The sequence below is a fragment of the Paenibacillus sp. FSL R5-0744 genome (assembly GCF_037972555.1).
Lineage (GTDB): Bacteria > Bacillota > Bacilli > Paenibacillales > Paenibacillaceae > Paenibacillus_AQ.
The window spans coordinates 5084073-5097478 of sequence record NZ_CP150228.1 but is presented as its reverse complement, the minus strand read 5'-3'; the positions used below and the strand labels follow the sequence as shown (position 1 = coordinate 5097478).

Here is a 13406-nt window from a genome sequence, read left to right as displayed (position 1 = left end):
TTTATACAAGAAGTCAAAATAGCACATTTGTGGAGGCGAAAATATGCAACTTGTCAATCTAAACGGAAAATGGGAAATGAAACGGCTTCATGAACCGAAATGGCTGGAAGCCAACGTGCCAGGCTCTGTCTACCATGATTTGTTGAATGCCGGTGAAATGCCAGATCCGTTCTACCGCGAGCAGGAGTATGAGGTTCTGGAACTGTCCAATTACGATTACGAATATAAGCGTAGTTTTCAGCTGGAAGCAGGCGTACTAGAGCATGACCGAGTATTTCTGCTGTGTGAAGGGCTCGATACGCTTTGTGAGCTTTCCCTGAATGGAACTAATATTCTGAACAGTGACAATATGCACCGGACGTATGAAGTGGATATCAAGGCTGTATTGACGCCTGGTGATAATACTATCCACGCCATTTTTCGCTCCCCAGTAGAATTCACTCTACGGAAGCAAGCAGAATTGCCGCTCAGTGGATGTGCTGATGCGGTAGAGGGGATATCGCATCTGCGCAAAGCGCACTCCATGTTCGGCTGGGACTGGGGTCCAAAGTTACCCGATCTAGGAATCTGGCGTAGTCTCTCTATTCAGGGTTACAACAGTGCTCGCCTTGATGATGTTTATATTACGCAATTCCATGAGAAGGATAAGGTCATGCTGGATGTTCGAGTTAGAACAGAGAGCTGGCAAGCGGCTGATCGAGAAATTGTGGTTAAAGTTCACACACCAGCGGGTCTGTGCATTGAGCATCGTGTGTCTGAAATGATTGGGACGGATCAACATATTGCACTGGAAATTATGGAGCCAGAGCTGTGGTGGCCGAATAATCTCGGTGCTCAGCCACTGTATAACGTAGAGGTTGTAATTGAGGAAAAGTCACAGGAGTTAGATCGTAGAGAATTTCGGATTGGACTTAGAACCATTACTGTGAAGCAGGAAGAAGATCAGTGGGGAGAATCGTTTGCTTTTGAAGTCAACGGTGTGCTTATTTTCTCTACAGGTGCCGACTATATTCTGGAAGACAATCTTCTACCTCGCGTGTCTAGGGATCGCACGGATCGCTTGCTCCAAAGCTGTGTCGCTGCCAATTTCAATACGATTCGCGTATGGGGTGGCGGGTATTACCCGGATGATTATTTCTATGATCTCTGCGATGAATATGGCCTCATTGTCTGGCAGGATCATCTGTATGCCTGCGGCATTTATGCTCTGACGGAAGCCTTCGAGGAGAATATCACTCACGAGACCATCGATAACATGAAACGTCTTCGCCATCATGCTTCGCTAGGCTTGTGGTGCGGCAACAACGAGCAGGAGCTGGCTTGGGACGAATGGGACTGGGAGAAGCATTACTCACTGCAGCTTAAGGCAGATTATATTAAGCAATATGAGGTGCTTCTACCGGCAATCGCTAAAGAAATTGATCCGAATACCTTCTACTGGCGTGCTTCACCATCCTCCAAAGGTAGCTTTGACAAGCCAAATGACGAGAATTACGGAGATATGCATTATTGGGGAGTCTGGCATGGGAAGGAACCGTTTACCGATTACCGGAAGCTATATCCGCGCTATATGTCTGAATTCGGGTTACAGTCGTTTCCGGGCCTGAAGACCATCGAGTCGTTCACGCTGCCGGAGGATCGCAATATCTTCTCTTATGTCATGGAGTCCCATCAGAAGAACAATACCGGGAATGAGAAAATTCTCTATTATATTGGGGAGACCTACAAATATCCGAAAGATTTTGATTCTGTATTGTATGCCTCACAGCTGATCCAAGCAGAAGGGATGCGTTGCGGCGTTGAGCACTGGCGTAGACATAGAGGTCGCTGCATGGGTGCATTGTACTGGCAGTTGAATGACTGCTGGCCGGTAGCTTCTTGGTCCAGTATCGACTATTATGGCCGGTGGAAGGCTATGCATTATGCGGCTAAACATTTCTTCGCGCCGATTCTTGTTTCTGCCCATGACGAAGGAACGAAGGTCTCCCTTCATGTCTCTAACGAAAGCAGAGAACAAGTTATTGGTGAACTGAGTTGGAGACTGCTTACTACGACATCGGAGGTCTTGCTGGAAGGCACAAAGCCAGTGGAGATTGCCGCGTTAAGTACTGCTGAGTTCGAACAGCTTGATTTCGGCCACATACTGGATACGAAAGGGAAGAAACGTGAGACTTATCTGGAATATTCTTTTGAGGTAGAGGGAGAGACAAAGAGTGGCGGCACGGTCCTGTTTGTTAAGCCGAAGCATTTTAGCTTCGTTGACCCTGAGCTTGAAGCTATGCTTACCGAGGAAGAAGAAAAATTTGTCATTACCGTGAAGGCTAAGACGTATGCTCGTTTTGTCGGCCTAGACTTCAAGGAGAGAGATGCCATCTTCAGCGACAACTATTTTGATATGTCGGGTGGTACAACTAGGACCATTATCATCGCTAAAAAAGATCTCGACAAGCCAGCTACGGTGGAAGAACTTCGTGCACAGCTTACTGTACGTTCCGTATTTGATATTTAATTAGGAAGATTCACAGGAAGTAGGCCCTTATCTTGGGGCCTCTTTTTTTATGTATTTTTTTTACTATAGCCGCTAATAATCATTTATTGGTCTGCAAAGCTTAATAACATGAAATTGAATTTTTTATAGATCAATATTTTACTACTTAAGGTATAGATATTAAGATTGTATCCCCTTCCAATTATCTTTAAAATAGACTTCAAACAACAAGATAAATTAAGTCAGTTATATTACAACAAGATCTGATAAGAAGAGTAGGAGGATATTATGAGCATTTATTATGATGACAGCCGCAAGGTGTTTCATTTACAGTCTGAGCGGTCCAGCTACGTTATTGAAGTCGTTAGAGGTGAGCTTCCAGCGCATGTCTATTGGGGTCCTAAATTAGAAGGAATAGTGCAACCGCTGAATTTGGTGGAACGTTGCTCTTTTAGCCCGACCTACACAATGGAGGACAAGAGAATCTCCCTCGACACTATTCCGAGTGAATTTCCGTCTTATGGGAATGGTGATTTCCGGGAACCAGCGCTTGAGGTTCATTTGGTAGATGGTACGACCGTTACGGATTTCCTTTATAAGAGCTATAAGATCAATAAAGGGAAGCCTGAGTTAAAGGGATTGCCTTCCACTTATGTTGAAAGTAAAGAAGAAGCAGAGACACTGGAACTTTTTCTTCAAGATGACAAAAGCGGGCTGATTGCTGTATTGAGCTACACCGTGTTTAATAATCAGGATGTGATCACACGTTCTGTACGGATTGAGAATCAAGGTAAGGACAATGTGGTGCTGAAGCGTGTGTTAAGCGCAAATGTTGACTTCCATGATTCTGATTATGACATGCTACAATTATCTGGTACTTGGACAAGAGAACGTCATATCCACAAAAGACCACTCGTGCCTGGTATCCAACGAATTGACAGTAAGCGCGGCGCTAGTAGCTCCACGCAGAATCCTTTTATGGCTTTGCTTGCAAAAGATGCAACAGAGGACCACGGTGAAGTATACGGGTTCAGCCTTGTGTACAGCGGAAGCTTTCTTGCGCAAGCAGAAGTGGATCCATACGGTATTTCCAGAGTGGGCATCGGCATTCAACCGTTTAATTTTCAATGGTTGCTTGAACCGGGAGAATCCTTCCAGGCTCCTGAAGCAGTGCTGGTAAGATCCAGCCAAGGCCTTGGCGGATTATCAAGAACATATCACCGTCTGTACCGGACCCGGTTATGCAGAGGTGAATTCCGTGATCGGAAGCGCCCTATTCTCATCAACAACTGGGAAGCGACCTATTTTAATTTCAACGCAGATAAAATCAAAGAAATTGCTCAAGCAGGTAAAGATCTTGGCCTTGAACTGTTTGTCTTAGATGACGGCTGGTTTGGGAAACGAGACAATGATGATAGCTCCCTCGGAGATTGGGTAGAGGATCGCCGCAAGCTTCCTGAAGGTCTTGGAAAACTTGGAGAAGATATTACGGCAATGGGCATGGAATTCGGATTATGGTTCGAACCGGAAATGGTATCGCCAGAAAGTGATCTTTATCGTGAACATCCAGATTGGTGTCTTCATGTACCAGGTCACAAAAGAACGTTAGCTCGCCAGCAGCTCGTTCTGGATTTATCCCGTAAGGATGTATGTGATTATATCGTTGATTCGGTTAGCTCCGTGCTGTCATCGGCTCCGATTACTTATGTGAAATGGGATATGAACCGGAATATGACGGAGATTGGATCTGCTCTTCTGCCAGCGGAACGTCAACGCGAAACGGCTCACCGCTATATTCTTGGACTTTATGATGTGCTGGAGCGTATCGTCACCCGTTTCCCTCATATTTTGTTCGAGAGCTGCTCCGGCGGCGGCGGACGATATGATCCGGGAATGCTGTACTATATGCCACAGACCTGGACCAGTGATGATTCGGACGCGATTGAAAGATTGAAGATCCAATATGGAACAAGCATGGTGTATCCTGCAAGCTCTATGTGTGCTCACGTATCGGCTGTTCCTAACCATCAGGTGCACCGTATCACACCACTCGAAACACGCGGTCATGTTGCGATGTCTGGTAACTTTGGCTACGAACTAGATATGACCAAGCTAACTGATGATGAGCGGGAGGATATCCGGAAACAGGTTTCTGAGTACAAGGAACTGAGAATGCTGATTCAGTTCGGTGATTTCTATCGACTGCTTAGTCCATTTGAGGGGAATCAGACTGCGTGGATGTTTGTTTCGGATGATAAAAAAGAAGCCTTTGCCACGTACTTCAGAGTTCTGGCCGAGCCTAATGCACCTCTCCGTAGATTGCGGTTGAAAGGACTCGACCCAGCTAAGAACTACAAACTTGAGCTTAACGGTGAAGTGTACAGAGGGGATGAGCTGATGCACTTCGGACTCTCACTTCCACAGCTTGAGGGCGATTTCAAAAGCTTATTATTTGTACTCAAAGAGGTTTAATAAGAAAAGGAGTAAGCCACTGGCTTGCTCCTTTGTTATATGGATCAATTTTCGAAAAATACATGTTTGGTTTGGAACGCCAGATCCTGTTCGCGGTAAGTCGAAGGATTGACCCCAAAATAGGACCGGAAAACCTTTCCGAAGTAGCTGGCATTATCAAATCCGCTTTCCGTCGCAATCTGGTTGATACTCAAATCTGTTGTTTTAAGCTTGGAAGCTGCCAACTCGATCCGCCGTCTTTTTAAATACTCAAAGGGTGAAAGATTGATGTTTTTTTGAAACAGTCTGCAAAGATGATGTTTGGAAACACCAACATGAGCGGCAACATCGTCTAAGCTTAGATTATTATTATGCAGATCATCCTTCATGAATTGAATAGCGGCGTGAAGCTTGTCATTTTTTATATAGGTGGTTAACAAATTTGGTTTCTTGAGGGTTTTCTCCATGGACAAGATCCACTGAAAGACTTTTCCCGTTAAAAGATGCAAATCCCTTTCTTCATGAACCTGAATGTCCTTGAATGTACTCCACAATAAATCCATCGAAACCGATTCTTGGGGGAGTTCTACAATTGGACCGCAATGAGCAGCGAGTTGGTTCCAAAGTGAAATCGCTAAAGGCCCCCGCAGATTGAGCCATAAAACTTCCCAAGGCTCGGTGCCTTCTTCCGGATAATAGTACCTGTGTATGCTGGGGACAGTCACTAGAAAAGCTTTGCCCTTCGTTAACCGATGAACAACCCCATCTATTTCAATTCTACCCTCTCCCGATAATGTGTACTGAAAAATAACACAACTTCTCTCCGTCCGGTTCTGGCCGTTGAAGGAGTAGGCAGGTGAATCGAGTTGTTCCCAACCAATAGAATCAAACAGAAGCATGGAAGCTTCTTCTTCCGAACGAAAGGTGTAGGAGGAACGGAACATTAGCAAAATTCCTTTCTAGAAAAAGCTTTTGAGTACAGATCAATAATTTACTACTGTTGTTTACTCTATCAAAGTGTAAACTTTTTTCGTTGTCTGTTCAATCTCTGTTGATTACGCAGGTCTGGATGCTCATTTTTTATAGCACATGGATGCACTCTAATGAACTGTGATCTCGTTCAGTCTGGATTAGATTATTCTTAGCTTTAAAAAAATCAGATCCGGTATGGTGGGGGAAATTACCTCACCTTTTTTGTTGCTTAAAATTCCCGATTGCGCATATAATACAAACAAGTGTTCTTATTTTTGTGGAGGCGATCGCATGCAAATAAGCATCGGCCAAATAATTGAAATTATTTACCAGGACAAATCGAGAAATATCAGCCAGCGAAAAATTGAAATACACAGTATCCGTGACGGCCGCATACGAGCAAGCTGTCTAACTACAGGAACGCCTCGCATGTTCTTGGCAGCGAATATTCTATCTTGGCAACCCGTTCAGGAAAAGCGTCATGCCTAAGGAGCGTGTCATACTACTGTCTGACTGCCAGGCATTTTACGCCTCTGTGGAGAAGGCTGCCCATCCTGAATATCGAGATAAACCTGTTGCAGTAGGGGATCCGACAAGAATGAACGGTATTGTGTTGGCGGCCTGCCCGCTTGCTAAAGCGAAGGGGGTAACAACGGCTTCGCGTGTAGGTGAAGCTTTAGCAAAATGCCCAGAGCTAATCGTAATAAGGCCACGCATGGGGACTTACATTAAAGTATCACTCTTGATATCAGAGATTTACCGAACATATACCGATCTGGTAGAACCCTACAGTATCGATGAGCAGTTTCTGGATGTCACAGGATCTCTTGCGTATTTCGGAGGATCGCTGCAGGATATGATTCATAAAATTCAGCACCATGTTTTACTTTCGACGGGAGTCTGGACACGGGTAGGTATTGGATCTACTAAGGTTATGGCAAAGATGGCGACAGATAACTACGCCAAAAAGATGAAGGATGGGATATATGAACTTTCTTTTGACCAATTAGAGACGACCCTTTGGAAACTTCCCGTGCAGGATATGTTTATGGTAGCGGCTAGAATGACCAAGAATTTTTGGCGTATGGGTATATCCACAATTGGAGATATTGCGCGAATGGAACTGTCAGAATTTAAGCGACGAATGCGAACTACCATGGGTAAGCAAAGTGATATTCAAGCGGAATATTATTGGCAAACTGCACGCGGGCTAGATCCTAGTCCAGTGGTCACAGGAATGCGTCATCAAATCAAATCAGTGGGACATGGCAAGGCTTTGCGCTGGAATTTATACACAAGGCATACGGATATTGAGGTTGTGCTGCTTGAGCTCGTCATTGAAGTATGCCAGCGAGCCCGGCGGTATGGTTATATGGGATCGGTAGTATCTATTTCAGTTTTAGAGACGGACGGAGAGCGTTCAAACGCTTACGAGCGTCAGATGACATTGCACGAACCCACATCACTAACACACGAAGTAGCTGCTGCTGCGCAAAAATTATTTGCAGACAACTGGTCAGGCCTTCCCATAGGTCGATTAGCGATTTCCTTGTCTAACCTATCAGATGATAGCGTCATCCAACTTACACTCTTTGATGACAGGGTTCGGGCTTACAACAAAGAACGTGCAATCGATCAAATAAAAGCTCGTTATGGCAGTAAAGCTCTAATCAGAGCTTCATCTATGCTTGAATCCGGTGTTGCCCTAGAAAGAGCTGAACAGATTGGAGGTCACTATAAATGAGTAAACTTGAGGGTAATGAACGCTGGAAAACGAAAATGATCATGACCGAGCATGTTGAGCAGTACGAGGAACAGCAGCGTGAGAACCCAGATAAAATGATAACTATGGAGGAACGTACGATGGTTCGAGACCTCATTTTGCTTCCTTATATAGATACTATGGTTAGCAAGAGCCTGAAAGAGATCGAGCCCTCCAGCAACATTCTTAAACGTGCCTATCTGATGGCTGGTCAAGCCATTCAACGCCGGATCATGCAGGATACTTATCGGCTGCAAAAAGAGCTGAAACAGCGGAATATCAGGGTGCTGGCAGATGAACAGGAGGAATTCTTGGTGTATTACAAAATCTTTTACCGTGGATATCAGGAACGCTTTGGTTTAACTCGAGATGTTATGCGTACAGAGATAAGCTTAAGGTTGACTAAATACACAGCTGAACTCGGAGCAATATTAAAAGATCATTTGAAATAAAACAAGGCTTTGTCAGTAATTATACTGGTGTGGTCTTGTTTTGTGTGAACCAGAAATTAATCCCGGAGACCTTCTACTGATGGAATAATCGCCCAGGGATATGATAAGCTCATGTAGAGTTATCATATCCCTAAACAGAGGAGGGAAATCTATGAGCCGTTTGATCACAGGGAACACTTATTATGGATTTCAGGTTGTTAATGAGGAATTTATCCCGGAGAACGAATCCAACGTATTCACGCTGGAACATCTGAAGAGCGGCGCCAGGCTGCTGTTCGTGCAGAATCAGGATGACAACAAGGTATTTAGTGTAAGCTTCAGGACCCCGCCTGAAGATAGTACGGGGGTCTTTCATATTTTGGAGCATTCCGTATTATGTGGTTCAGAGAAATATCCGGTCAAGGAACCTTTTGTAGAATTACTGAAAGGCTCGATGCAGACGTTCCTGAACGCATTTACGTTTGGGGATAAGACGATGTATCCAGTAGCGAGCCGGAACGATCAGGACTTCTCTAATTTGGTGGAGGTTTATCTGGATAGTGTTTTTCAACCGAATATTTATAAGCAACAAGAAATTTTTGAGCAAGAGGGCTGGCACTACGAGCTTCAGCATCCCGAAGATGAGTTAATCTATAAAGGCGTGGTTTACAACGAGATGAAAGGTTCATATTCCTCGCCGACTACGGTATTGATGGATAGAATCAAAAAGTCATTGTATCCGGACACGATTTACCGTCATTCTTCAGGTGGAGATCCACAGGAAATTCCTGCGCTAACCTATGAGCAGTTTCTCAAGGCGCACAGCAACTATTATCATCCGTCCAACAGTTATTTTTATCTCTACGGAGACGTTAATATTGAAGAAAAGCTGCAATTTATAGACCAGGAATATCTTGGGTCTTATGAACGAAATAGCTTCGATACTTCCATTGCGCTACAACAGCCCATTGGAATGACGGAGCTGGTAGCGGATTATCCGATTCTGGAAGCAGAAGCAGCCACTGATAAGACTTATTTGAGTCTAAATTATGTGATTGGAACTTCTACTGATCGGGAACTGAACCTTGCTTTTGATATTTTAAAAAGCATGCTGATGGACAGCAACGCAGCTCCGCTCAAGCAAGCCTTGCTCGAAAGCGGACTTGGCAAAGACGCGTTTGCTTTTTATTCCGACAGTATGGTTCAACCGCTGCTTGGTATTACGCTGACGCATTCCAATGCCTCCTCCAAAGATGCCTTTGTGGATCTGGTGAAGACTACCTTAAAGCGTTTGGTTCAGGACGGACTAGATGAGAAGCTGGTGCTGGCAGCGGTCAACAGTAAGGAATTTGAACTGCGGGAAGCGGACTTTAATCAGTATCCGAAGGGTCTTACTTACAATATCGAAGTGATGAAGTCCTGGCTCTATGACGGTCAGCCGACTACTCACATGCGCTATGAAGAGGTGCTCACGGCCATTCGGGAAAAGCTTGCGGACCGTTATTTTGAGAAGCTGATTGAGGACTATTTGCTGAACAGTGATCATTGCAGTGTAGTGGTACTGAACCCGTCCAAGACGATCGCAGCGGAAAAGGAAGCATCCACTCAGCATCAATTGAGTGAATACAAAGCGTCACTGCAACCAGATCAGTTGGAGCAGCTTGTTCAGAGTACACAGCATCTTCTGGCGCGGCAGAGTCGTGCGGATGCAGCCGAAGATTTACAGAAGCTACCGAGCTTGTCTTTACAGGATATTAACCGCAGCGTAGAACCTCAGGTGCCGACCCATGAACAAATCCATGAGGGAATAAAAGTGATCCACCATGAGGTAGCTACCCATAAGATTACCTACTGCAAGCTTTATTGGGATACGGGTGTTATAGCCCCTGAAAAGATTCCTTATTTGGTGCTATTGGCAGAGGTATTGGGCCAAATGGAGACTGCGTCCTACAGCATCGAAGAGCTCACCAGTGAAATCGGGATCAAAACCGGGGGCATATATTTCAGGAATGAGCTCTATGGCGCTGCAAAAGCTACGGGGGCGAGCTATCAGCCTAAATTCTCTGCGCTGGTGAAGGTGATGGCGGGGCATATTGGTGAATCACTGGACCTGCTGCGAGAGATACTCTACACAAGTGCGCTCGACAATCTGACCAAGCTGCAGGAAATCGTCCGCCGGGAAGCCTCGCAGATGGAATCGATTCTGAATCAAAGAGGGAATGAGATTGCGGCCAGCCGTCTGATGTCCTATTTCTCGGACATGGGAGCGTATCAGGAACAACAGGGCGGCGTTACTTATTATCGCTTTATCCGTGAGCTTGCCGAGACGTTCGATCAGCAGGGAGCTCAGGTGGCAGACACACTGAAGGACATCTGTGGGGATTTGTTCAATAAAAACAATTTGATCATCAGCGTAACTGGTACGCCTGATTTGTATGAAGAATTCATAGCTAATGCAGCGAAGCTGGGTATCCAGGATCGGCCAGTAGTAAATAAGCCTAAGATTACGGCACAGGGACATGCGGACAATGAAGGATTCATGTCTTCCAGCCAGGTGCAATATGTGGTCAAAGGATACGACTTCACTAAGCTAGGATTCACATATTCAGGCAAAATGCAGGTGCTCAAGAAAATCATGAGCCTTACCTATCTGTGGAATGCCGTACGTGTGAAGGGCGGTGCGTATGGCGGGAACCTGGTTCTGCGCAGAGATGGGATAATGATGTTCACCTCCTACCGTGATCCGAATTTGCAGGAGACGCTGGAGGTTTATGATCAGGCTTATCGATTTGTTGAGGGGTATGAAGCAGATCCCGATGAGATGACCAAAGCGATCATCGGTACCTTATCTATGCTGGATCAGCCTCTTAGTCCCAGCGCACAGGGACGGCGGGCGGACCGACATTATTTTGAACAGGTGACGGAGGCCGAACTGCAGCGAGAGCGGGATGAAATCTTGTCGACAACACCAGAAGATATCAGACAGTACACCGATTTACTTAAGGCTGTGACGGAACAGAACTATTTCACGGTGGTCGGCAATGCTTCAAAGCTGAAATCGAAAACCGCTTTATTCGGAAAGCTGGAAGAACTTGTGAAGTAAGTTTCTCTAATCGCTCCTTTTCAGTACATGTCTACGGGCATGTGCTGGAGAGGGGCGTTTTTTAATAAGGTGAACTAAAAAAACATTCTACAAGGGAACAGTGGCCGGAAGTCCAAACATTCACCGCCGTCAATGTACTTACCTTAAAGGAAGAATAAAACCAGTTTATTTAGTTAGAATATTGACAGTTAGAGTTCTAACTATTATGATAATGATGTTACTTAGAGTTCTAACTAATACGAATGCGGAGGAAATAATAATGAGCAAACCCGTTGAAAATACACCATTTTCTAATTTGATTCGAGAGATCGGGATGAAACTAAAAAGTACAGCTGACGCCAGGCTGAATGAGCTAGGGCTGAATTCACAGCAAGGACGCATGATCGGTTATATTTTTGAGCATCAAGAAAAAGGTGTGATTCAAAAGGATTTGGCGGAAGTCTTTAATAGAAAAGGGGCGAGTATCACCAGCATGCTTCAAGGGTTAGAAAAGAAAGGCTATATCAAGCGTGTCACACCTGAAAATGATGAACGGCAGAAGAGCATTTTTGTTTTGGAAAAGGGCGCTCTTTTGGTCGAGGAGTTCAATGAGATTTTCTCAGGGGTAGAAGCAAGCATTACAAAAGCACTCAGTCCGGAAGAAACAGCAAACTTAAAGTCTTTACTGCAAAAAGTTAATTCAAGTCTATAAACGTTCGGAGGGTTAATCATGGAAACAGAAGTCTCCAATCAATATTATTTAGAAACGGCGCCGATCAAGAAGGCAATTGCTCATTTATCCATTCCTATGATGATCGGGATGTCTGTTGGTACCATCTATAATGTAATCAATGCTTATTTCATTGGCTTACTTCACAATACTAGTATGCTGACTGCCATTACGCTGGGTCTACCCATTTTCACAGTCTTAATGGCCTTTGGGAATATGCTTGGCGTAGGTGGCGGAACATTTATTACAAGGCTCGCGGGGCAAAAGGATACGGAGAAGGGAAAGAAGGTTGCCGGATACACTTTTTATGGAAGCATTATAGTGGGTATTCTTATTGCTCTAATAGCGATGTTAGCGATTGATCCAATTACGCGATTACTAGGCGCAGATGCTGCTACTCTAGACTTTACTAAGGCTTATGCTTTGACCCTTTTTGCCGGTGGATTTGCCATTGTGCTTAATTTTGCCTTGGAACAGCTAGTCCGTTCCGAAGGTGCCTCCAAAGAATCGATGTACGGTATCTTTATTAGTACGGCTTTAAGTTTAATTTTTGATCCACTCTTTATTCTTGTGCTGAAATGGCATGTGGCAGGTGCTGCGTTGGCGATGGTTTTAGCGAATGTGGGTTCCGCGATTTATTATGTCTATTTTTTAGAAACGAAAAGTGAGCATTTAAGGGGATTTTTGAAGCATTTCAAGATATCTGTTCGAGATCAATTAGAAGTATACAAAATAGGTGTATCTGAGTTATTACAATTCAGTTTTGTGATTGTGAGCACGCTTTTGTTAAATAACTTCGCGATTCAATATGGAGAAAATGTGGTTGCCGGATTTGGTGTGGCCTTAAGAATTGTGCAAGTTCCGGAGTTCTTATCAATGGGCTTATTCTTAGGTTTGATTCCGCTATTTGCGTTTAACTTTGCTAGTCAAAATATGGCGAGACTTAAATCAACGATTAAACATGCTTTTGCCTATATCGGAGGTATTGCTTTTGTCTTTGTAGGTCTAGTGTTTCTGTTTAGAGGAACGATCCTGCACTTCTTCTCTAATGACCCTTCAGTGTTAAGTATGGGAACTTATATTTTGGTAGCCATGCTGATTTCCGCTTTATTTAATGGATTTACAGGTTTGTTTATGAGTATTTTTCAAGCGACCGGACAGGGGATACCAACTAACATTATGGCCATCACACAAGGCGTATTGTTTATCCCTATGATTATCGTGTTACATTCTGTTTTTGGACTTCATGGCGTGATCTGGTCAATGACCATAACAGAAGTTATAACGAGCTTAATGGGCGTCATCTTGTTTATGATTTTTAGTAAGAAGCTGAAAAGCACGGGTGGGGATGGAAAAGGTGTTGTAGAGGTTGCGTCCGTGTAAAACGATCTTTACTTTACGTGGAAAAATAGAAATGTAGTGGATGGCGGGAGCTTGGCTCGCGCTTTTTTTGCAAATATAAGAAAGTATAAGTTTTACAATATACTTTA

9 protein-coding genes are annotated in these 13406 nt (G+C 44.3%); 8 read left to right on the top strand and 1 reads right to left on the bottom strand.

Features of this window, described 5'->3' with window-relative positions; all coding sequences use genetic code 11:
- The first annotated feature begins 43 nt into the window (after positions 1-43).
- Both MKY19_RS22565 and MKY19_RS22560 read left to right on the top strand, forming a co-directional pair.
- Positions 44-2509 (top strand): glycoside hydrolase family 2 protein, encoded by a 2466-nt coding sequence (locus MKY19_RS22565; protein WP_339797803.1) that lies wholly within the window; start codon positions 44-46, stop codon positions 2507-2509.
- Positions 2510-2776: 267 nt separating this feature from the next.
- Entirely contained in the window at positions 2777-4960 is a 2184-nt protein-coding gene (locus tag MKY19_RS22560; RefSeq protein WP_339797801.1) for an alpha-galactosidase, read from the top strand.
- Positions 4961-5004: 44 nt separating this feature from the next.
- Here MKY19_RS22560 and MKY19_RS22555 read toward each other — a convergent pair whose 3' ends face one another.
- A complete protein-coding gene (locus MKY19_RS22555) occupies positions 5005-5883 on the bottom strand; it encodes an AraC family transcriptional regulator (RefSeq protein WP_339797799.1) in 879 nt (292 codons plus the stop codon).
- 319 nt (positions 5884-6202) lie between these two features.
- On the opposite strand from MKY19_RS22555, the gene MKY19_RS22550 reads away from it, so the two are divergent.
- The 6 genes from MKY19_RS22550 to MKY19_RS22525 all read left to right on the top strand — a co-directional run bounded on the left by MKY19_RS22550 (position 6203) and on the right by MKY19_RS22525 (position 13299).
- Entirely contained in the window at positions 6203-6400 is a 198-nt protein-coding gene (locus MKY19_RS22550; protein ID WP_339797796.1) for a hypothetical protein, read from the top strand.
- Positions 6393-7655 carry a DNA polymerase IV gene (locus MKY19_RS22545; protein WP_339797793.1) on the top strand — a complete coding sequence of 421 codons (1263 nt, stop codon included), beginning with the start codon at positions 6393-6395 and terminating at the stop codon, positions 7653-7655. The genes MKY19_RS22550 and MKY19_RS22545 overlap by 8 nt, the downstream gene beginning before the upstream one ends.
- Positions 7652-8125 carry a hypothetical protein gene (locus MKY19_RS22540; RefSeq protein ID WP_339797790.1) on the top strand — a complete coding sequence of 158 codons (474 nt, stop codon included), beginning with the start codon at positions 7652-7654 and terminating at the stop codon, positions 8123-8125. The genes MKY19_RS22545 and MKY19_RS22540 overlap by 4 nt, the downstream gene beginning before the upstream one ends.
- A 151-nt stretch (positions 8126-8276) precedes the next feature.
- On the top strand, positions 8277-11207 hold the full coding sequence (locus tag MKY19_RS22535; RefSeq protein ID WP_339797788.1) for an insulinase family protein: 2931 nt from the start codon (positions 8277-8279) through the stop codon (positions 11205-11207).
- 259 nt (positions 11208-11466) lie between these two features.
- On the top strand, positions 11467-11898 hold the full coding sequence (locus MKY19_RS22530) for a MarR family transcriptional regulator (RefSeq protein WP_042190718.1): 432 nt from the start codon (positions 11467-11469) through the stop codon (positions 11896-11898).
- Positions 11899-11916: 18 nt separating this feature from the next.
- Positions 11917-13299, top strand: coding sequence for an MATE family efflux transporter (locus MKY19_RS22525; RefSeq protein ID WP_339797785.1), 1383 nt, complete (start codon positions 11917-11919; stop codon positions 13297-13299).
- The last annotated feature ends 107 nt before the right edge of the window (positions 13300-13406 follow it).